The following is a 22011-nucleotide window of genomic DNA, read 5'->3' as shown; positions in this document are numbered from 1 at the left end:
ACGGCGCGTGGGCCGGTCTGCCCCTGCGTGGGTTGCCCCGGGCGGCACGCAGTCTGCGGCATGGGGGAAATTGATTGCTCGACGGATGGCATATGCTGGTATACCCAAGGGTAACCCCCCGTTTCGGCGCCGCTGCCGGACGATGGCGACAGACTGCGGCCCTGCAGGCGCCCCGAGCCAAAGGGCCAGAGCCAAAGGGCCAGAGCCAAGACACCGGAGGATCACCCGGTTTACCGACACGGCAACACGTTCCAACCGGAGTACGCCATGTCGCCCCACGACACGCGCACGGCCCTGCCCGTTATTGCCATCGGCGCCTCTGCCGGGGGGCTGGATGCGTGCCGCGCCGCGCTGAAGGACGTGAAGGCCACGACGCGTGCCGCATTCATCCTGATCTTGCACCTTGAACCGACGCACGACAGCATGATGGTCGACCTGCTGACTAACCACACCGGACTGGAGGTGGTGCAGGCGCGCGATGGCATGGCGTTGCGGGTCGGGGTGTTGCATGTCATCCCACCGGGTGTGTTCCTGACAGTGCAGCGACGGGTGCTGCACCTGTCGGGGCCCGATGGCGGACAGGCGGTACGGCGGCCCTTCGACGTGCTGTTGCACGCGCTGGCGCGGGATGCGGCGGCACTGTCGGGCTGCATCGTGCTGTCAGGCACCGGCACCGACGGAACCGAAGGCATCGCCGACATTCATGCCGCAGGCGGACTGGTGATCGCACAAAGCCCCGCCGAAGCCGCGTACCCCGGCATGCCCGAAAGCGCGATTGCGACGGGTTTCGTGGCGCAGACCTTGCCGACCGCCGGGATGGCCGCCGCGCTGGAAGTGTTCCTGGCAAAGCTTCCCGGAAAGCCCCCCGTGCAAGGCCCCGCGCCCTCCCAACCCGGCCCACAGCCCACCCCGGACCTGCTGCGCCCTGCCGACACCGCCAGTGACCAAACCCAGGCAAAGACCACGGGCTATGACGCGCTGCTGAGTTTTGTCAGCAAACACGCAGCGCAGGACATCACGCTTTACAAACGCGGCACGCTGGAGCGCCGCATCGCGCGGCGCATGGCACTGGGGGGCCTCGGCCCGGCAGAGATGGCGCGTTACCTCGGCATCTTGCGGACTGACGCGGCGGAACTGGCCGATCTGACCGCCGACCTGCTGATCCATGTCACGGCCTTCTTCCGTGACCCGGCGGTGTTCGACCATCTGTCGCGCGCCACCATCCCTGCGCTGCTGGCCGACAAACCCACCGACCGGCCGCTCCGGGTCTGGGTGGCGGGATGCAGCACGGGCGAGGAAGCCTATAGCCTGGCCATGACCGCGATCGAGGCGATGGACGTGACCGGCACGCAGGCCAGCGTGCAAATCCTGGCCTCTGATCTGGACGCCGAGGCGATCGCCACCGCCCGCGCCGGGTTCTTCCCGCGCGAGATCGAGGCCGTCGTCTCGCCAAAGCGCCTGTCGCGGTTCTTCGTGGCGGAAAATGGTGGCTGGCGGGTGACATCGGCATTGCGCGACGTGATCGTGTTCACCGTGGCCGACCTGCTGGCCGACCCGCCATTCTCGCGCATTGATCTGGTGTCTTGCCGCAATCTGCTGATCTACCTCGGCCCCGAGGCGCAGAAACGCGTGATCGCGCGCTGCTGTTTCGCCCTGCGCCCGGGTGGGCTTTTGCTGCTGGGCGCGGCAGAAACCGCCGGGCAGACCGATGACTGCTTCACGGTCGAGGACAAGGCCGCACGGCTCTGGCGGCGCACCGGGCGCAGCCACCCGCCCGATCTGCATTTCGCAGCCGCCAGGCACGATGAGCCGGCGCCGACCGCGCCGACCGCTGCGGCCCCCGGCCGCCGGTCGGAACTGGCCGATCTGTGCCGCAAGATCTTGCTGGACCATTACGCACCTGCAGCGGCCCTCATCAACGCGCGGCTGGAATGCGTTTATCTGCTAGGCCCGACCGAGAAATACCTCAAGGTCACGCAGGGCCACCCCGACCCCGGCGTCCTGGGCATGCTGCCCAAGCCCGTGCGTGCGCGCTTCCGCGCCGCTGTCACTGCGGCCACCGCCGCGCCTGCAACGGCCCGCGCAGGCGCGGCGGGCAACCGCATTCATGGCGCGGCGGGGTTCGACATCATCGTGCACCCCATCCCGGCCGCCACCGGGCCGCTGGTGCTGGTCTGTTTCATTGATACGCCGCGCCCCGCGCTGTCAAAGACCACCAGCGGCCCTTCATCCGGCAAGGTGCCCCGCGATCTGGAAGCCGATCTGGAAGCCACCCGCGGCGAGTTGGCCGAGGCGTTGCGCGATCTGGAGCACGAGGTCGAGGCGCATGGCCTCGACACAGCCGAAGCGCTGTCGGTGAATGAGGAATTCCAGTCTACCAACGAAGAACTCCTTGCCTCGAAAGAGGAACTGCAATCGCTGAACGAGGAACTGACCGCGCTGAACGGCCAGCTTCAGGAAACGCTGGAACGCCACCGCACCACCGCGAATGATCTGCAAAACGTGCTGTTCAGCACCGATGTCGCGACGTTGTTTCTGGATATGGACCTGAACATCCGGTTTTTCACCCCGGCGGCACGCGCAATCTTCCGGCTGATCCGGTCCGATGTGGGCCGCCCGCTGGCAGACCTCGCCTCGGTCTCGACCGATAACGACCTGACCGCCGACGCCCGCGCCGTGCTGGCCGCGTCGGATGCGAAAGAGCGCGAGGTCGAAGGCACCGGCGGGCTGTGGTTCCTGCGCCGCATTCAGCCGTACCGCGCCGAGGGTGGGCGGATCGAAGGGGTGGTCATCACCTATTCCGACATCACCGAACGCCGACGTTCCAACGCGGCGCTGGAAACCGCGATGGCCGATACAGACCGCGCCACGCGCGCCAAATCGCGCTTTCTGGCCGCGGCAAGCCATGACCTGCGCCAGCCCTTGCAGGCCATGGCACTGCTGCACCGGCTGCTGGCGCAGCAAAAACGCTCGACCGAGGGGGCGCGGCTGGCCATGCTGATGGACCAGACACTGGGCTCCATGACCGCGATGCTGGATTCGATGCTGGATGTGAACCGGATCGAATCCGGCATCGTGCGCCCCGAAATGCGCCCCATCGCCATTGCGCCGCTGTTGCAGCGGCTGGCCGATGAATTCGGGCCCCAATGCAGCCTGAAGGGCCTGCGGCTGCGACTTGTGCCGTGCACGGCATGGGTTCAGACCGATCCACAATTGCTGGAACAAATGCTGCGCAACCTGCTGTCCAATGCGGTGAAATATACGCCGAAGGGGGGGATCTTGCTGGGATGCCGCCGTCACGGGCAGGATATGACGATCCATGTCTGCGACACCGGCATCGGCGTGCCGGAATCCGAAAGTACGGCGATCTTCAACGCCTATCAGCAGGGTGCGAACACGTCCAAGCTGGGCGGCATGGGCCTCGGGCTGGGCCTGTCGATCGTCGAACGGCTGGCCCAGTTGATGAGCCATCCCATCGCCGTCCGCTCTACCCTCGGCAAGGGGTCGGCCTTCATGGTGACGCTGCCGGTGGTGGAGGCGACGCCGCAGATCCTGCGCCTGACAAAAACCGCCGCCGCCCTGAAAGGCAGTGAACGCCCCACCGGCACAGTGCTGCTGGTCGATGATGAGGAACCTTTGCGCGCCCTGCTGGCCGAAGTGCTGACCAAGGAAGGCCACACCGTTGTCGCCCGGTCCAACACCAAGGATGCGCTGCTGTGGGCCAGTGGCGACGTGGACCCGCCCGATATTCTCTTGACCGATTTCGACCTGCACGGCGGGGCCAGTGGCCTGACGCTGGCGCAGGACTTGCCCGATGTATTGGGCCGCGCGGTGCCTACGATCATCCTGACCGGCGACATTACCAGCGCGACGTTCAAGAAGATCGCAGGCTCTGCCTTCACCCAGGTGATCAAACCCGTGATGCCCGAGGTGCTTCTGGCCCAGATCTCGGAACTGATCTTGCAGGCCCGCGCCGCAAAGACTCGCCGCCGCATTGCGCGCACCGATGCCACCGTCACCACCGTGCATGTGATCGACGATGACCCGATCATCCGCGAGACCGTGCGCCGCCTGTTCGAGGCCGAGGGCTGGATCGTCGTCAGCTATGCCTCGGCCGAGGAATTTCTGGCCGCACCGCGCCCCGGGATCGGCGAATGCCTGCTGGTGGACAATGTGCTGCCCGGCATCGACGGCGTAGCGCTGATCCGGCAACTGCGCGCCGAGAAATCGCATATCCCCGCCGTCGTGCTGACCGGGCATGGCGATGCCGCCATCGCGGTCGCGGCCATGCGCGCCGGGGCGTCGGACCTGATCGAAAAGCCGGTGGCGGCGGCGGACCTGCTGCACAGCATGCGCCAAGCCATCGCGCCGGGACAGGATGCGCGCGCCGGGGCCGACCGCCGAAGGGCCGCGCAAAAGCGTTTCGCCACCCTGACGGCGCGCGAACGCGAGGTGCTGACCCGGGTTCTGGCGGGCGATCCGAACAAGATCATCGCCGCCGATCTGGGCATCAACCAGCGCACGGTGGAAAACCACCGTGCGTCAGTGATGCACAAGACCGGGGCCGCATCCCTGCCCGCGCTGGTCCGTCTGGAACTGGCAGCAAACCCGACCAGCGTGTGAGGGCAGCGTGTGAGGCCAGCGTCTGAGGGCAGCGTTAGGGGCCCCCAGACGGCGCCAACGCTCACCGCCGCCCCCGCATATGGTTGCGGCCCGGCGTTGCCGGATTGCTGCGCTGCCGCATTCGGAACGCTTGCCCCTGCGGCGCGTTATGAAGAGGCGTCCAAACTCCGCTGTCGGCCTGCCCGGTTCCCCGAAAGGGCCAGCACAGGCCGACAGCGGTTGCCCTCTCACGTCAAGGAACCTCTCATGTCACGCATCATCGCGGCGGGTATACGCCGCACGACCCGCCTGTTGGGACCCCGCGCACAGGCGAAATCGGTCCGAAGGGTGCAAAAGGCCATGGTGTCGGCCATGATTTCCGCCGCATTCGCGCCGCTGACAGCGCCCAAACCGAAACCTCTCAAAGCGCGCAACGTGGTGCAGCGGGCGACACCTTCCGTTGCAAAGCGGCGCACGCCAAAGGATCTGCCCGTGGACACTGCGCCCAGGCCCGTCCCCATGCCCGACAACCCCAAGACGGCGCAATATCTGTCGCGGCGCCACTCTTGTTCGGCGGGGACGCGCAGTTTCAAGCTGTATCTGCCCGCAACCCGGGGCGACCAGCCGACCGGGTTGATCGTCATGCTGCATGGCTGCAATCAGACCCCGGACGATTTTGCCGCAGGCACCCACATGAACGCGCTGGCCGAGAAATACAGCCTGGCCATCGCCTATCCCGCGCAAGCGCTGCGGGACAATCCCGCAGGCTGCTGGAACTGGTTCAAACCCGGGGATCAGGCGCGGGGCGCGGGCGAACCTGCGATCCTCGCCTCGCTCACCCGCAAACTGATGCGTGAATTCGGGCTGACGCGGGACGCGGTTTTCGTGGCGGGCCTGTCCGCCGGGGGCGCAATGGCGGCGATCCTGGCCGATGTCTATGGCGATGTCTTCTCTGCCGCCGGGGTGCATTCGGGGCTGGCGCGCGGATCGGCGAGCAATGTCGTGTCCGCCATGTCGGCGATGCGCAGCGGTGGCAGGTCGTTGCGCCATGTTCCCGCCGCCACCGGGCCGCGCCACGCCGTGCGGCGTATCGTCTTTCATGGGGACAGCGACAGCACGGTCCACCCGTCGAACGCCGCGCAGATCGTCGAGGCGGCGGTGGGCAAAGCGGTGGTGCCTGTGCGCATGGATAACCGCAGCCTGCGCGAACGCGGCTACGCCCGGCACGATTTCGCCGCGGCGGATGGCAACGGCGCATTGGAGCTGTGGATGATCGACGGTGGCGGCCACGCCTGGTCCGGCGGCCGCGCGGTGGGATCATACACCGAGCGCAGCGGTCCAGATGCCTCGGCCCAGATGGTGCGGTTCTTTTTGCAAGAAGTGTGCTGAGGGGGCGGCGCTGCGGACCAGATGTTTCGCAAGAAGTTTTCCAGGCGAAGCACCCCTGAATCCCAGCGTTTTCAACGCATTGCCGTTCAAGTGTTTCGCATGCGAAACAGCGTTTATTAACAATGGGTTAAGCCTAGAGACGCAGGCTTGGCGCGTCAGGAACGCGGTGCCCGGGTGCAGCGCGCCGGGTGGCGGTTGTTCAGTCCCTCGGGCGGGCCGCGTCAGCGAGGGCGCGGCAGAAGTTTTTGCGCCACGACAGCGGGCCTCGGACCGGCCTGCACCCCCGCGCGCTTTGGCATGCGTCTGGCGACCGGCGCGGGCGGCATCTCGCCCGGCTGCGGATCATGCGGTGGCACCGGCGGCGGGTCGGGGTATGGTTCGGGCATGGGATCAGGCGACGGGTCGGGGTCCGGATGCGCGGTGGGAACCGGCGGTACGGACAAGGAAACACCGTTCAGCGGATGACTGACATAAAGGTCTGGCATGGTCTGCTCCATTCATTGCGGCTACGTGGTCAACCATGCAAAGCCCAAAGTGTTCCAGACATTTTGCCGATGCGACCAGACACCCACATCAGCCGGTTTCTGCCGATGCGGCAGTGCTGGCCACCAGCGACCGGAACAAACCGGCCCGCGAAGCGGTTGGTCAGGCGTGGGATCTCCACCGCACACGCCCTTTCATCCGCAGCCGCCCGCACATCACCCACCGGGCCGCCCGCACCATCCAGGGAAGACACCGCGATGCCCAACGATACCCCGAATTTCCGCGCGACCATGGCGCGCCAATCCAGACAGAGCACCCCCGGCCGACCGCATCCGCGCGACACGGGCGGTGCACCGCATCAGCACCCCGATGCAGGTCAGCGGACAACACCCGCCGAAGGCGCCCCGGTGTCCAGCAACCACAACAGCCTGCGCGCCGATCCGCAGGGCGGGCATCACCGCGTCTCCGAAGCGCGCGGCGACGACAGGTGGAAGGCGCGGGAAGACAGCGTTGCTGACCATTCCAGTGAGGTGCCAGATGTCGCTACCGGGCCGGGGCTGGACACGGTGCATGAACCCGCCAACACGCCGCCACTGTCCGACGCGCGGTCGATCCCAGAGAACGCGCCGGACAGTTTCCACGGCCGCACGCTGGGCATCTTGATGACCGACGGGATCGACGATGCGCTGCTGGATGCGCTGATCCGCGCGACGACCGATGCAGACGGGCTGGTTGCGTTGATCGCGCCCATGGCGGGCGGCATCACCACCGGAGGCGGCGTGCGCGTGGTCGCCGATCAGACGATCGACGACGCGCCCTCGGCCCTCTACGACGCGGTGGCGGTGCTGGCGACGGATGCGGGGGCAGAGGCGTTCGCCGAGATGCACCCGGCACGGTATTTCGCAGCGGATGCGTTTGCGCAGGCAAAATTTATCGCGATGACGGCGGCGGCAGAGACCTTGTTCGATGCCGCTGGCGTCAGCGTGTCCGATCAGGGCATGTTTGATCTGTCAGGCCCGGGGGATGCAGGGGGCTTCATCCGGGCCTGCCACGCGCAACGCTATTGGAAGCGCCTTGCGTGACAGCGGGCGCCGCCGCCGCTGACGATGCGCGCATGGAAACCCGCGCAGGGAGGGGGGATGGCCATGCAAAAGGGCCGACAGTTGCATCTGCCGGCCCCCGGGGGTCGTTCACAATGTCGGGTCGCCCTCAGGCGGCGGCGGCGTTAATGCCGCTTTCGGCCAGTTCCGTCATCGTGTGATCGCCGGAATAGGCAGAATCCAGCATCCCTTTAAGGGTCGCGGCCTGATCGGTCAGCCCCAGTTGCGTGGCAAAGGCGGCCGCGCAACCGTAGCCCGCGATGGCGTAATGCGCCATGCGCTGATACTGGGTCACGATGACCGCATCGCGCAGCGCCCCTTCGGTAAATTCTTCCTTCAGGGCATGGGCGCGTGCTTCGCGGACCAGCCCTTCCATGCCCTTGCAATGTGTGCCGGTCGACGGCGTGTCGTGGGCGGCAAGCAAGGTCTCCAGCTTCGACATGCCGTCGGCGATCCCCGCCGCCCCCGCGTCGAGCGCGCGGCGCAGGCCATCGCTGCTGGCGGCTTCCGACAATTGACGCACGGAATCGCGCGATTGTTTGTTCGCGCTGTGCAGGTCTTTCAACTGGTCCAGATAGACTTCCTTGAGATTATTCATCGCGGACTCCTTCACATGTTGCAGGCCAATCCCGGCCTGTTCATGTTCTAAACGCAACGCCCCCCGCCATGGTTCCGGCCCGTTTTTCAGGTCCGTGCCTGGAATCCGTGGTTCCGGCCCTTGGTGGCGGCCTTTCGCAGCATGGGACCAAGACGCTTGCCTGACGCACCGGCTTCGATCTATCCTCTACCTCCGGGCAGGCGCGCGGTGGGAGGAGAGACCCGAGCGCCACGTCCCGAAGGCAACCCTGCATTTGTGTGGGGGGGGGGAGGACACCTGATGCCGACCGAAACTTCGCTGCACCTGAGCCGGATCGAAGCCGCGATTTCCGGCGGCATGGCCACAAGATCGCCCGTGGCGGCATCCTGGGCACGATCCGCCGGGGTGCATCGGCTGGATCCTTTGACGCGGCTGCGCGACGCGCGGGTCAGCGCCCGCGAACTGGCCGAGGCCACAGAGCGGTTGGGCGCGCTGCTGCCCACCGCCGCGCCGCATCTGGACCGGCTGTTCCAGATCGTTGGCAGCCTGGGCGCCTGTATCGTGATCGCCGATGCGCAGGGCATCGCAGTGGATCGGCGCGGGCATCCGGGCGATGACCGGCATTTCGCGGAATCCGGCCTGTGGACCGGGGCAATCTGGTCCGAGGCGCAGGTGGGGACCAATGGCATCGGCACCTGCCTGGCCGAGGGGCGGGCCGTCACCATACACCGGGACCAGCATTTTATGGCCAGCAACATCGGCCTGAGCTGTTCCTCGGCGCCGGTGCATGGGCCGGATGGCATGCTGATGGCAGTGATCGACGTGTCTACCGCGCGCCATGACCTGCCCGACGCGGTGGCGGGGCTGATCGGCAACACGGTGACCGAGGCCGCGCAACGGGTCGAGGCAGAGCTGTTTCACCAACATTTCCCGCGCGCGCGCATCGTGCTGCTGCCAGGTCTGGACCGCGTAGCGGGCGCGCTGCTGGCTGTCGATGCCGATGATCTGGTGATCGGGGCGACGCGGGCGGCGCGGCTGCATCTGGGCATGACGGGCGATCTGGCGGCGCGCCCGCGCCCCTTGGGCGACCTGATGGGCTGCGCGTCGCATGACCGGATCGAGGACGGCGAACGCGCGGTCCTGAACCGGGCGCTGGCGCGCTGCGACGGCAATGTATCGGCCGCTGCGCGCGCGCTTGGCGTCAGCCGGGCGACGCTGCACCGCAAGCTGGGCCGGGAGTAGGGCAAGTTTTGCAAAGATGCGAGGTCTTGCTGGACTGATTCTTACGATGTCAGGTCCATTTTTGGTATTTTCGGTGCCCTTGCGCCAGACTTGGCCGCCAAATCCACTTTCCCCGCCCCACCTGTCGCAGTTCTGCGACAGGTGGCACCCGCCGTCTGACGGCCCCCCAGTGACCCAGGCCCCAAAGCCCTGCATCCTTCCCCTGTGGCCGCGAGGAGGCGGCCGGACCCGACAGGAGGATCCCCATGAACGTGATTACCGAAACCAAGGCCGAAACCGCATCGCCCTTCAAGGCGCGCTATGACAATTTCATCGGCGGGACGTTCGTGCCCCCCGTCTCGGGGCGGTATTTCGACAATGTCACCCCGATCACTGGCGCGAAGATCTGTGAGGTCGCGCGGTCGGACGCCGACGACATCGCGCTGGCGCTGGACGCGGCGCATGCGGCGCGCGCAGCTTGGGGCAAGACCTCGGCCGCGCACCGCTCCAACCTCTTGCTTCAGATCGCCGACCGGATCGAGACCAATCTGGACCTGATCGCCACCGCCGAGACCTGGGACAACGGCAAGCCCATCCGCGAGACCACCGCCGCCGACATCCCGCTGACCGTGGACCATTTCCGCTATTTCGCGGGCGTGCTGCGCAGCCAGGAAGGCACGATGAGCGAGATCGACAATGATACCGTCGCGTATCACTTTCACGAACCGCTGGGCGTGGTCGGGCAGATCATCCCGTGGAACTTCTCGATCCTGATGGCGGCTTGGAAACTGGCACCCGCGCTGGCGGCGGGCAATTGCATCGTGATGAAACCCGCCGAACAGACCCCCGCCGCGATCATGGTGCTGATGGAGCTGATCGGCGACCTGCTGCCCGCGGGCGTGCTGAACGTTGTCAACGGATACGGGGCGGAGGCGGGCGACGCGCTGGCGCGGTCCAACCGGATTGCAAAGATCGCCTTCACCGGGTCGACCGCGACAGGCCGCAAGATCATGGAGGCCGCCACGGCCAACCTGATCCCGGTGACGCTTGAACTGGGGGGCAAGTCGCCCAACATCTTCTTTTCCGACGTGATGGCGGCGGATGATGCGTTCCTCGACAAGGCAGTCGAAGGTTTCGTGCTGTTCGCCTTCAACCAGGGCGAAGTGTGCACCTCGCCCAGCCGCGCGCTGATCCAGGAGGATATTTTCGACGAGTTCATCGCACGCTGCATCGCGCGGGTAAAGGCGATCAAGCAAGGTGATCCGCGCCTGATGGAAACCATGGTCGGCGCGCAGGCCAGCCAGGCACAGCATGACAAGATCATGTCCTACCTGACGATCGGGGTCGAAGAAGGCGCCGAGGTGCTGGCAGGCGGCGCTGCAGCGCAGATGTCTGGCGATCTGGCGGGCGGATTCTATATCCAGCCGACGATCCTGAAGGGACACAACAAGATGCGCGTGTTCCAGGAGGAAATCTTCGGTCCGGTCGTATCGGTCACCACCTTCAAGGATGAGGCCGAAGCGCTGGCGATTGCCAATGACACGATGTACGGCCTTGGTGCCGGGGTCTGGACGCGCGACGGCACCCGCGCCTACCGCTTTGGTCGCGACATTGAGGCTGGGCGCGTCTGGGTGAACAACTACCACGCCTATCCGGCGCATGCAGCCTTCGGCGGCTACAAGCAATCAGGGATCGGGCGCGAAACCCACAAGATGATGCTGGACCATTATCAGCAGACCAAGAATATGCTGGTGAGCTACAACCCTGAAAAGATGGGATTTTTCTGAACCCGGATGCAGGAATTCATGGCACGGCTTCATAGCGGAGGCCGTGCCATGGGCTGCGCGCGCAAGATGTGTCGGCACGGGGGAGCGCCCCCCGTGCCGCGCGTCGTTCTGGTGTCAGGCAGGGCGGTTGGACAGGACCGCAAGAAGTCTAAGAGATACAGCGCGCAACAGGCGCGTGCCTGCACCCAAAATCTAGTCCTTCTGACTGAACAGCCGCGTCACCCGATGGTCGAACCCGCGTTTGACGGCATCGAAAAGCCCTGCGGGGAAACTGGCAGGCATTTCAGACAGGGCTGTTGCGAACGCCTGCCCGGCCTTTTCCTGAATGTCCTCGAACACCTGCCCCACCTGTGGGCGTGAAAGACCTGCGGCCACCCCAGTCTCGACAAAGTGCCGCCCCAGAATATCCGCGACCTTGTAATGGCGGCTGTTTCCGACGCGCATCGCAAGCTTCATGTCCTTGCTTTGCAAATGCCCGGCATCCAGCGACGGCTGCAATGTCAGCACATCATAGAGCGGCGCCATGGTGAAACGCCCGCCGGGCATCAACGCGATGCTGAAGTTCTTCGCATGACCGTCGGTCGCCCCGATCAGCCAGAACAGGACATTTGCCTTGAAGAAATGCGCGCGGTCGCGGACCGGCTCATCGCTGCCTTGCAGCAGCGCGCAGATATCAACGATGCCTGGGCCACCTTCGTTCTGGTATTTGCGTGTCGGCGGCACAGCGAGCGCTTGGCAGCAATCTTCCTGTGGCAGACGTATCAGTCGACGATCCCGGGCGCGCAGCCTGTCGAACCGTTCGACAACCAGAACCCTGGTATCCGCAAACCGGGCGATTTCGGTGTGCGCCACCGGCAATCCGAATGCCGCCATCAACCGCAGGCAGAAATGCTCGTTCTCGATGCTGTCGGTCAGGTCCATGCCATTGGGCAGGCTGCCGATCGCGGGCTTCAGGATGTGGGTCGTGGGCGTCGTCCCCGACGGTGCGATCCATTGGCCTTCGTGAAACAGCAGCGCCGTCTTTTCCTGCGCGCCCGCCACCGAGATCCGAAAATCCCGCCCCGCCCGGATGCCCAGCGGTGTGCGGCGCAGATCCTTGAGCATTGCCGCAATCTCAAGGTCGTCCAGAGGTACACCGGTCAGCACGTCGCTGGCGCCGGGCGCCTCGCCTTCGGGCAGGAACTGCAAGGCGCCCACGCAATCGCGCCCGATGCGGGCCAAGAGGCTATAGGCATCCAGCCCATCCGCGCCGACACGCTCGGCCACGCGGCGGCGGATGTCATCGCTGTCTGGCAAAAGGTTCTCGAAGACCGCGATGACCGGGGGGCCCGCGTACCGTTCCGGCCGCAGCGGCAGCGCGCGCGAGATTGGCAGGGTGTTCGCCCATGCCAGCCAGTCGGGCGCGTAGGTGAAGGCAAAGGCCCCATCCGGGTCGCGGAAATATTGCCCCACATGCCGACGGTTCATGTAGACGTCGAGCGGAGGGAACGTGCGCCTGCGCCCCATCAGAAGATGTCCTCCAGGTCGTCAGGTTTCATCTTGCTGCGAGGTACGATGTGGATTTCAAGATCGAGCGCTGCGAGCAGGTCGAAGATCGTATCCACCTTTGCCCCGCTGGCGCTGGTCTCGATGTTCGATACCGTGCGCTGCCAGACCCCTGCGCGATGGGCAAGCTCGCTTTGCGTCAGGCCCTTGGCCTTGCGCGCTTGGCGCAGGACATGGCCGATGTCCTGGGTCGTCCGGGCGATCTGATCCATCGGGGTGATCCTTCCACCTGAATTATGTTCCCAGGATCATTAAGTGTCAATATGCTGCCTGGATCATAAAGTATGATTATGATCGTTGAGTTATAAAGCCGACATATGATCCATGCGTTATAAAAAGTTGGTGAAATCTGGCCGCAGGGCGCCGCGAATTTCTCTGCGACAAGCCATGAAAACCCGGCTTTCCGGGGAATGGGTGACCGAATTCACCGCGACACCCTCGGCCCCAGGGCGGGTCCGTCAGTGAGGGTGCCCCAATGATGCTGCAGGCCCCTGTACCACACAGTCCTGCCCCATGATGTTGCAAAAACAGGGTCGAAGGCACAACTTGAGGGTGGAAAACGCACCCATTCGTTGATGAGATGGAACGAAACAGCCCCTCGAACGGATTGCCAGGAAGGCTTTGGCCTGCTGACGCGCGCGCCTGCGATTTTGCTCGGGGCCGCGCCCAAAACCAATTCTTCAGAGAATACACAAAAGGATTTACCGATGACGTACACCATTGATCGCATGATCTCGGACGCAGGCATCGACGATGTTGACGCGCGTGCACGCAAAGCGTTGGCGGACCATGGTTTCGGCGTGTTGACCGAAATTGACGTCAAAGCCACAATGAAAAAGAAGCTCGATGTCGATATGTCGGCCTATCGCATCCTGGGCGCGTGCAACCCCAAGATGGCGCATCAGGCCATCGGGATCGAACCCCGGGTTGGTGCGATGCTGCCCTGCAACGTCATTTTGCGCGAAACCGAAGGCGGCGTTGAGGTCAGTGCGGTAGACCCGGTGGCGTCGATGCAGGCGATCGCGAATGCGGAACTGACGGCCATCGCGGGCCAGGTCCGCGACATGCTGACGAAGGCCGTCGCGGCGATCTGAGTCAGGCCTGTGCGCAGCCATTGGTGCCGGACTGATCGTCCTTGCCGCGATGAAAGTGCAATCCGATCCGCTGATCGTTGGGATCGGGATTGGCGGCATGGCGCTGGTGTTCGTGCTCGTGCTCGTGGGGGTTTTCCTCGCACGTAATCCGGCGCCGGAAGGCTAGCGCAACGAGCATTGAATGGTCGGCGCGGCCCACCGTCTGGCAGCCGGAACGACCCCACAACGCTACAAGGCAGGACGGAGGCATTGGGGAAATCTACGCGGGTGGCAGGACACTCAGGTCTGAATTTGTGCGACCATGCGTTCCAGGCGTTCCATGGCGCGCGCACCATCTGCAATATCAGGAAAGTTCCGCGTTTCGCCCCGAAAGACCGCGCCCACGTCAGCCAGGAGGGCGCCATAGCCTTTGTGATCTTCGCTTGCCGCAGCGGTAAAGTTCGGCGTCCAGCTCAGCGTGTCGCAAGCCGGATCCAGCGTTGCGGCAGAGTCATCGGCCTTGAATGGCGGATCGCGGTACAGGGCAACATTTATGACGTTGTCCACATGCAGGCGTGCATGGTCGCCCATGATGCGGATTTCCTCCATTGGGGTGCCGCGCGACTGCACCGTCCCCATCACCACATTGCCGATCACCCCGCTGGCTGTGGTAAAGTTCAGATGCAACAACAGCTTACCGGGCTGTGGCGATACGCTGCGCACCTGCATTTCACCGAAATCCTCCGCAGCGAACCACGGGATAAGATCCATGTAGTGAACGCAATGGTGCAGGAAAAACCCGGTGTAATCCGGTTCACCCACGAAATAGGTGGGAGCGGTCATGTAGGCGCCGGTAATCCCCAGAACCCGGCCAAAGCCGCCCTGTTCCAACACGTTCTTTGCGATGCGGTTGCCGGTGGCATAGCGCTTCATGAAACCCACGATCACGGGTTTGCCAGCCGTTTGCGCAGCGCGCGCAATTTCGCGGGCGCCTTCGGCATTGGCGGCGGGGGGTTTTTCCATGAACACCGGCAGGCCGCGTGCCAACGCCGCAAGGGTTGCGGCGTGATGAAGGTCAGGACCCACAGCCATGCCGATTGCATCCAACCCCGGCGTGGCAATCAACGACTGATAATCATTGTGCAGCGAGGTCACACCATACTCGGCGGCGACCTGCGCCATCGCAGGGCCATCCCGGTCGCACAATGCGGCGATGCGCATGCCGTTGCGGCCCATCTGCGGCAGCAGCATCTGCCGCGCATGACGGCCGCAGCCGATCCATCCGATATTGATCATTGGTCTACCCCTGCCAGTGCCAGCGCGTTGCGGATCACCCCCAGACCGGCGCGCAATTTGTCGGATTCGTCCTCCTGCGGGGCGCGCCAATGGGCGATGGGCAGCGCCACCCTGTCATCGGCGCGGCGAAACGGCTCCAGCGCGATTGGTCCCGTGTAGCCTGCGTGATGCAGCGCGCGCATGACGGCGGGCCAGTCGATATGCCCGGTACCGGCATGCCCGCGATGGTTTTCATTGGCCTGGAAATGCACGATCCGGTTGCCTGCAAGGCGGATTGCATCGGGAATGGAGCGTTCCTCCATGTTCATGTGAAACGTGTCCAACATGATGCCCAGCCCGGCATCCCCCACGGCATCGACCACTTCAATCGCCTGCCGCGTTGTGGACACGATATCGGTCTCGAACCGGTTCAACGGTTCCAACCCGAACACCACACCCGCGCCACGTGCCACGGGGGCCACCTGGGCCAGCCCGTCGATGGTGCGTGCCGCACGGGTCGCGATGTCGGCATCGCTGCGCGGCACCGGTGGGCGACCGGCAAAGACCATGGGCTCACCGTAGAGCGGCCCGCCGACGACGGCGACGCCCAGTTCGGCAGCCACATCCACCGTCTGTTTCAGGTAATCAATGCCGCCTTGCCGGTTCGCCACGTCGTCCGATGCGATACTGCGCCAGGGGTTCACCCGCGCGGCCAGCACCAGAAACAGCCCCGCATCCGCCGCTGCCGCCCTGACATCGGCCAGTGGCAGAAAGTCTTCGGGTTCCGGCACCAGAAGTTCGACAAAATCGAACCCCAGGTCGGCGGCCTTTGCGAAGTAATGAAGATCCTTGCCGGTAAACGGCCGCGTAAACTGCATCGAGATGATGCCAACTGGGTTGTCCACTGTCTGTCCTTTCCGTGTCAGCCTTTGACCGCGCCTTGTGTCAGGCCCGAAATCAGGCGTTTTTGTACCAGCAGGAACAGCACCGTCGCAGGCAGGGCGCCGACGATGCCCCCCGCCGTCAACAGGCCCCATTGCACCTCATACTCGCCAATCAGGGTCTGAACGGCGACAGTGATCGTGCGCACGTTCCGGCCCCCGAGTGTCAGGGCATAGAGGTATTCGTTCCAAGAGGTGATGAAGATATAAATCCCGGTGGCGATGATGCCGGGCATGCACAGCGGCAAGATCACGCGACGCAGCGCCTGCATGCGGGTGCAGCCGTCAGTCATTGCCGCTTCGTCCAGCGACCGCGGGATACCGTTCATGTAGCTGACCATCATCCACACAGAAAACGGGATCGCCACGGTGGAGTTGGCGATGATGAGCGCAATGTGGGTATCAAGCAGCCCCAGAACCCGCATCAGCACGAACAGCGGCAGGATCAACAGAACGAGCGGGAACATGTTGATCAGCAAGAACTGCACCATCAAGAACCGTTTGCCGCGAAAGTTGAACCGCGAGAAGGCATAAGCCGCCGTCACCGACAGCGACAACCCCACCGCCACCGTGCCAAGCGCCACGATCAGACTGTCAAGCATGTTGCCCGCGAAGCCCACTGTCGCAAACAAACGGGTGTAGTTTTCGATCGTTGCGTTCCAGATCGACGGGCCCTCGGTGAACAGCGTGGATTCCTGGCTGATCGAGGTAATGAGCATCCACAGATATGGGCCCAGCGTGAAGGTCAGGATCACCAGCATCGGCAGATCCACGATCAGGATACGGCGCAGGGTCGAGCGTTTGTGAAGTGCCATCACTGCACCGCCTTTCCGGTGCGGCGCAGATACAGCAGCACGATCACCATCAGCATCAGGGTAAACAGCGTCGCAATAGCCGACCCGTATCCGAAATCCAGATTGGTGCGCGCCTTGATGAACGCATAGAGCGGCAGGGTATGGGTGGCATAGCCCGGCCCGCCCCCCGTCATGACGAAAATCACGTCGAAACTGTTTGCCACCCAGATTGTGCGCAACAACACGGCCGTGACGATCACGCCCGAGACGCCTGGCAAGGTGATGTGCCAGAACTGCCGCCATGGGCTAGCCCCGTCGATGCTTGCGGCCTCGTAGTAACTGCGCGGAATGGATTGCAGCCCGGCAAGGATCATCACCGCAAAGAAGGGGAAGCCCTGCCATGTCAGCGTCAGGATGATGGCTGCCAGCGCGGTATCCGGGTTGGCCAGCCACGGGATCGCCCGCTGGATCAGGCCAACGCGCAACAAAAGCTCGTTCGCGATGCCATAGTTGCTGTCATAGATCCACACCCACATCAGCGCGATCACCACCGAGGGCAGCGCCCAGGGAATGATGATGAGCGCCCGCGCCAAGGGCCGCCACGGGAAGGGCTGATTCAGCAAAAGCGCCGTCACCAGCCCCAGCAGAAGCTGCGCGGGAATGGTCGCTGCCATCCAGATGACCGTGTGGCGCAGCGAAATCCAGAAAACTTCGTCATTCAGGGCCGCGCGAAAGTTCTTCAGCCCGACAAAGTCGAAAGCATTGGGGCGGAACAGCACATAATCATGCAAGCTCATCCATACTGCCTGCACCATGGGAAAGAACACGATGGCCAGCGTGACCAGCACGGCGGGTGACAGCATTGCGTAGGGCAGCACGATCCGCGACAGCGGACGGCGGTGCAGCCTGTCAGGGGCTTCTGCCTTGGTCATTTGCACTCTTTCTGCGGAAGTCGGGCTGCGCGGAAATGACAGGGCACCACGCGGGCCCCCTGTCAGATCATCTTACGTTCAGTTCGCGAACAGATCCGTGATCTCGGCGTTCATCTGCTCGGCGGTAATGTCGCCGATCAGCACCCGCTGCATTGCCGTGGCCCAGACCGTGTTCACGAAATCTGAGGTTTCGGGCATGTTGGGCAGCAGGTTGGCATGGGGAAGTGAATCGACCGTGGCCTGCACGAAGCGCTGCGGATGCAGCGACCAGGTTGCCGTGTCGGCCTTTACCACCGGCAATTGCCCCGTTGCCTCATTGAACCGGGCATTGTTCCCTTCTGATGACAGGAACGAAATCCATTCCCACGCCGCGTCCTTGTCTTCGGCGCTGGAAAGGACTGCGGTGCTTTCGTCGCCAAACGACGTCCAGCGACCACCGCCGCATTCAGGCACCACGGTGGCCGACACGTTGTCGCCCAATGCCTCGACCATACCGTTGGAAGAGCCGATGTGGTGGATGGTCATGGCCGTGCGCCCGGCCTTGAAGGTACCGATGATTTCCTGGAACCCGTCGTTCGGGGTCGAGGGCGGGAATACGCCGTCTTCGCGGAACAGATCCGCCACGAACTGCGTTCCGGCGATCCCGGCCGCGGAACTCAGGCCCTCGGTCAGGCTGACGCCTTCACGGCCGAGGGTGAAGCTGCCCCAATGATCATGGCCCCCAGCAGCACCCCGGAACCCAAAGCCATAGACATCGGTTTGCCCGTCACCATTGGTGTCACGGGTCAGTGCCCGCGCGACGTCACGGAATTCATCGCAGGTTTGCGGCACCGAAAGGCCCAGTTCCTCGAACATATCGGGGCGGTAGTAGAGGTAGAGCACGACATACTGGACCGGCAGATAATAGGCTTGCCCATCCGTTGCCCGGGTCAGTTCCAGAAGGTTCTCCTGCAGCCCGTCCTTGCCTTCCCAGGCGTCAATCCGGTCGCCAATGGGTTCCAGCGCCCCCATTTCTACCAGCCGGGGTTGCGCAAACATCTTGACCATCGCCGCATCGGGGGCGTTGCCGCCGATAATCGCGGTGTAAAGCTGGTCGTAATAGCTGTTCCAGGGGATATTCTCGGCTTCTACCGTGATGCCGGGATTAGCCGCCTCAAACTCTGCGACCAGTTCATCCATCGGATTGTCAGCATTGTCGAAATGATACCAGAACCGCACCGTGCCGTCAGCATGGGCCAAGCCCGCCGTAAGTGCCAGAACTGAGGCCAACCCCAGTGTTCTCTTGATGGTCATTGTCTTTCCTCCCTTGTTGTCGTCCTTGTCAGACGCTCCTCCCACGAAAAACCTTGCCTGCCCGCGCGAAAGCCTCGCGCGCCTCCGGCAAAGCAAGGCCCATCTGCATGAAACCATGCACAACCCCGTCGAACCGATCGAACGGATCATCCCGCCCAAGGGCGCGCAACCGCGCCACAAGATTTTCGCTATCAGACAGCAGCGGGTCGAGCGTGGCAGCATTCAGATACAGCGGCGGCAAGGCCGCCAAAGCCGCGTCGTCCGCCAGCAAAGGGGCGACCTCAGGGTCCGCGCGGACTTCCTGCGGCGCGTACCAATCCCAGTAGCGTTGCATCTTTGCGCGGGTCAGCCCCGGGCCGTCGGAATTTTCTACATAAGACGCTGTCTGAAAATCGGCGGCATAGACGCCATAGAACAGCAGCGCCTGGGCGGGCAGATCGGCCCCTTCGGCAATCAGGCGCAGCATCGCACATAGGGCAAGGTTCGCCCCCGCACTGTCGCCCGCCATTGACCACCGCCGCGACGGGTCGCGGCCATGCCATGCCTCGGCCACGTCGTCCAATCCGGCAGGCCACGGATGTTCGGGCGATTTGCGATAATCGAATGTCAGCACAGGGCAACCACAGGCCACCGCCAGCCGCCGCGCCGCGCCTTCATGGGTGCTGGGCGAGCAAAAGGCCCAGCCACCGCCGTGGACATGCAAGATCGCATCGCGCCCGTTATCATTCGACGGCACAACCCAGCGCGCAGGCAGACCCCCCGCATGCATCACGGTGCGCGCCTCGGCCATGCCGGGCAGGTCGTCGTTCCAGCGCAGGTTGGTCAGCAAGGCAAGCGTCCGGCCTTGCTGCGGTTCCAGCGTCGTTGGATCGGCCAGATCACGGTCTTCCTTCGCCAGCCGGGCCAACACATCGCGCATGGTGTCAGTGGGGGTATTCATGACGCAGGCCCGCCGGTCAGATCGGGACCGAAATCGACGATCGTGGCAATGTGATGGGCCAGCACGCTGCGCAGTCGCACCACATCGCGCGAATCTAACGCCGCGAGGATCGGCACATGCCGTTCGGCTGTTTCTTCCAGCGCGCGATTGGGCCGCGAATTCAGGATCTTGAACCGATGGTTGTGAATCAGACACCGGGTCAGGATCGGCGCCACCAGCGGCAATTCGGCAGCATCAAACAGCCGGGCATGAAAGGCCCGGTCGTGCACCGAAAGCAGGTATTCATCCCCATCCCGGGCAGCATTGCGCATTGCATTCAGCAAATCGCGCAAGGCGACCCGCAGCCGGTCATCCGCCCGGGCAACCACCCGATCCAGATGATCGCATTCAACGCCGCGCCGCACCGACAACAATGCACGGGCATCATCTGCATGACAGGGCGCCACATGTGTCCCACGGTTGGGTAGCCGTATCACGAGGCCCTCTTCGTTCAACTGCATCAGCGCTTCACGGACTGTGCCCTGGCTACACCGAAACCGCTGCGCAAGGTCCAGTTCAGTCAGCGCCTGATCCGGCGGCAGGACGCCCAGAACGATTTCCTTCTGAAGCGCAACGAACAGCAGATGGCTGCGGCGGCTTGACTGTCGCGGGACCAGATCCGTTACCGATGGTGTGTTGAAACTTTCAACAGCCATGTTGTCGCCGCTCCTTTGATCTGCACTGGCTTTAGGGCTTGCTTTGCATTATCAATAACGATAATCCTTAAATTATCAATAATGCAAGCCCCTTTTTGTGCTACACGGGAGACATGCGCCATGGCCGACATCAGCCTCAGTAAGATTGTGAAGGATTATGGCGGGCTCCGTGCCATCCACGGTGTGGATCTCTCGGTGAATGACGGTGAGTTCGTCGCCTTTGTCGGCCCGTCGGGATGCGGGAAATCGACCATATTGCGGATGATTGCGGGTCTGGAGGAAATCTCGGGCGGGACATTGCGGATCGGCGGACGGGTGGTCAACGAGGTGGAACCGCGCGGACGCGATGTAGCAATGGTATTTCAGGATTATGCCCTGTACCCACATATGTCGATCCGCGAGAACATCGGTTTCGGGCTGAAGATGCGCGGCTGGAAGGCCGCCGACATCACCCCCATGGTTGAAAATGCCGCGCGATTGCTCCAGATCGAAGACTTGCTCGGACGCAAGCCAGGCCAGTTGTCCGGCGGGCAGCGACAGCGTGTCGCCATGGGGCGGGCTATCGTGCGCGAACCATCAGTTTTTCTGTTCGATGAACCCCTCAGCAACCTCGACGCCAAGTTGCGGGTGGAAATGCGCACCCAGATCAAACGCCTGCACGCGATGCTGGGCACCACCACGGTCTATGTCACCCATGACCAGACCGAGGCGATGACGCTGGCCGATCGCGTAGTGGTGCTGCGCGGTGGGCACATCGTGCAGGAGGGGCCGCCGATGGACCTCTATAGCCAGCCAAATTGCCGTTTCGTGGGCGAATTCATCGGATCGCCGAAGATGAATGTGCTGTCGGGCGTGATTGACAGGACCGGGGATACGCCATGCCTGCGTCTGGCCGATACCACGGTGGAGATCGGGGATATCCCCGCGCAGGATGGCGCCCGGATTGATGTCGGGATCCGTCCAGAACATCTGATCTGGGCCGAGGCCGGGACCAGCAACCTGGAGGCGATGGTAGATGTGTTTGAGCCGCTGGGGTCCGACACGATGGCGATCTGCCGCTTTGCAGATCACGAAATATCAGCCCGTCTGGCGCCCCACATCCCATTGCGCCGCAATCACCCTATCCACCTGTCCTATGACACTGCCAATCTGCACTATTTCGATGCAGACAGCGGTCAACGTCTGGAGGCGCGCGGTCCGCGTATCACGCAGACGGCTCAAGGGGTCGCGTGAACCACGCATGAGGGATTTCGCGGCTTAAACGACGAAACCCCACCGCAGTTTCCAGCGCGTTGGGGCCGATGCTGCGCCCGCGCACTGACAACAAATGCATGGGGGCCTGTCGGACGCCATGCGATTGCCAC

The 22011-nt window shown here is 63.8% G+C and carries 18 protein-coding genes; 7 read left to right on the top strand and 11 right to left on the bottom strand.

Annotation, left to right across the window (positions count from 1 at the left end; genetic code table 11):
• Positions 1 to 267 precede the first annotated feature (267 nt).
• Together H9529_RS19850 and H9529_RS19845 are read left to right on the top strand one after the other, a co-directional pair.
• Positions 268 to 4623, top strand: coding sequence for a CheR family methyltransferase (locus H9529_RS19850; protein WP_092888593.1), 4356 nt, complete (start codon positions 268 to 270; stop codon positions 4621 to 4623).
• Positions 4624 to 4869: 246 nt separating this feature from the next.
• Positions 4870 to 5991: an extracellular catalytic domain type 1 short-chain-length polyhydroxyalkanoate depolymerase gene (locus tag H9529_RS19845; protein ID WP_092888596.1), complete on the top strand. Its 1122-nt coding sequence runs from the start codon at positions 4870 to 4872 to the stop codon at positions 5989 to 5991.
• A 221-nt stretch (positions 5992 to 6212) separates the two neighbouring features.
• Here the strand turns inward: H9529_RS19845 and H9529_RS19840 are convergent, their stop codons facing one another.
• Positions 6213 to 6476, bottom strand: coding sequence for a hypothetical protein (locus H9529_RS19840; RefSeq protein ID WP_092888599.1), 264 nt, complete (start codon positions 6474 to 6476; stop codon positions 6213 to 6215).
• 255 nt (positions 6477 to 6731) lie between these two features.
• On the opposite strand from H9529_RS19840, the gene H9529_RS19835 reads away from it, so the two are divergent.
• Positions 6732 to 7556, top strand: a complete 825-nt coding sequence (locus H9529_RS19835; RefSeq protein WP_092888602.1) for a type 1 glutamine amidotransferase family protein — start codon at positions 6732 to 6734, stop codon at positions 7554 to 7556.
• Positions 7557 to 7683: 127 nt separating this feature from the next.
• On the opposite strand, the gene H9529_RS19830 is transcribed toward H9529_RS19835, so the two are convergent.
• A complete protein-coding gene (locus H9529_RS19830; RefSeq protein ID WP_092888605.1) occupies positions 7684 to 8172 on the bottom strand; it encodes a DUF892 family protein in 489 nt (162 codons plus the stop codon).
• A 279-nt stretch (positions 8173 to 8451) separates the two neighbouring features.
• Here H9529_RS19830 and H9529_RS19825 point away from each other — a divergent pair, with 279 nt between their 5' ends.
• Entirely contained in the window at positions 8452 to 9393 is a 942-nt protein-coding gene (locus H9529_RS19825; protein ID WP_092888608.1) for a helix-turn-helix domain-containing protein, read from the top strand.
• 245 nt (positions 9394 to 9638) lie between these two features.
• Positions 9639 to 11159, top strand: coding sequence for an acetaldehyde dehydrogenase ExaC (exaC, locus tag H9529_RS19820; RefSeq protein ID WP_092888611.1), 1521 nt, complete (start codon positions 9639 to 9641; stop codon positions 11157 to 11159).
• Positions 11160 to 11351: 192 nt separating this feature from the next.
• On the opposite strand, the gene H9529_RS19815 is transcribed toward exaC, so the two are convergent.
• Positions 11352 to 12665 (bottom strand): type II toxin-antitoxin system HipA family toxin, encoded by a 1314-nt coding sequence (locus H9529_RS19815; protein ID WP_092888614.1) that lies wholly within the window; start codon positions 12663 to 12665, stop codon positions 11352 to 11354.
• A complete protein-coding gene (locus tag H9529_RS19810; RefSeq protein WP_092888617.1) occupies positions 12665 to 12916 on the bottom strand; it encodes a helix-turn-helix domain-containing protein in 252 nt (83 codons plus the stop codon). The genes H9529_RS19815 and H9529_RS19810 overlap by 1 nt, the downstream gene beginning before the upstream one ends.
• Positions 12917 to 13411: 495 nt before the next feature.
• Between H9529_RS19810 and H9529_RS19805 the strand changes: the two genes are divergently transcribed.
• On the top strand, positions 13412 to 13798 hold the full coding sequence (locus H9529_RS19805) for a DUF302 domain-containing protein (protein WP_092888620.1): 387 nt from the start codon (positions 13412 to 13414) through the stop codon (positions 13796 to 13798).
• 279 nt (positions 13799 to 14077) lie between these two features.
• Here H9529_RS19805 and H9529_RS19800 read toward each other — a convergent pair whose 3' ends face one another.
• From H9529_RS19800 to H9529_RS19770, 7 genes are all read right to left on the bottom strand, one after another.
• Entirely contained in the window at positions 14078 to 15073 is a 996-nt protein-coding gene (locus H9529_RS19800) for a Gfo/Idh/MocA family protein (RefSeq protein ID WP_092888623.1), read from the bottom strand.
• Entirely contained in the window at positions 15070 to 15957 is an 888-nt protein-coding gene (locus tag H9529_RS19795) for a sugar phosphate isomerase/epimerase family protein (protein WP_092888626.1), read from the bottom strand. The genes H9529_RS19800 and H9529_RS19795 overlap by 4 nt, the downstream gene beginning before the upstream one ends.
• Before the next feature lie 17 nt (positions 15958 to 15974).
• Positions 15975 to 16808: a carbohydrate ABC transporter permease gene (locus H9529_RS19790; RefSeq protein WP_092888629.1), complete on the bottom strand. Its 834-nt coding sequence runs from the start codon at positions 16806 to 16808 to the stop codon at positions 15975 to 15977.
• Positions 16808 to 17719, bottom strand: a complete 912-nt coding sequence (locus tag H9529_RS19785) for a carbohydrate ABC transporter permease (RefSeq protein WP_092888632.1) — start codon at positions 17717 to 17719, stop codon at positions 16808 to 16810. The genes H9529_RS19790 and H9529_RS19785 overlap by 1 nt, the downstream gene beginning before the upstream one ends.
• A 78-nt stretch (positions 17720 to 17797) precedes the next feature.
• On the bottom strand, positions 17798 to 19012 hold the full coding sequence (locus tag H9529_RS19780; protein WP_092888635.1) for an ABC transporter substrate-binding protein: 1215 nt from the start codon (positions 19010 to 19012) through the stop codon (positions 17798 to 17800).
• Between the two features lie 28 nt (positions 19013 to 19040).
• Complete coding sequence (locus tag H9529_RS19775) at positions 19041 to 19952, bottom strand: alpha/beta hydrolase (RefSeq protein WP_092888638.1); 912 nt, start codon at positions 19950 to 19952, stop codon at positions 19041 to 19043.
• Positions 19949 to 20647: a GntR family transcriptional regulator gene (locus H9529_RS19770; protein ID WP_092888640.1), complete on the bottom strand. Its 699-nt coding sequence runs from the start codon at positions 20645 to 20647 to the stop codon at positions 19949 to 19951. The genes H9529_RS19775 and H9529_RS19770 overlap by 4 nt, the downstream gene beginning before the upstream one ends.
• A gap of 120 nt (positions 20648 to 20767) precedes the next feature.
• Between H9529_RS19770 and H9529_RS19765 the strand changes: the two genes are divergently transcribed.
• Positions 20768 to 21880, top strand: a complete 1113-nt coding sequence (locus tag H9529_RS19765; RefSeq protein WP_092888643.1) for an ABC transporter ATP-binding protein — start codon at positions 20768 to 20770, stop codon at positions 21878 to 21880.
• Positions 21881 to 22011 lie beyond the last annotated feature (131 nt).

This window comes from Roseicitreum antarcticum, assembly GCF_014681765.1.
GTDB lineage: Bacteria > Pseudomonadota > Alphaproteobacteria > Rhodobacterales > Rhodobacteraceae > Roseicitreum > Roseicitreum antarcticum.
Note: the sequence above shows the minus strand (reverse complement) of the source record. Positions and strands in the feature narration are given on the sequence as shown.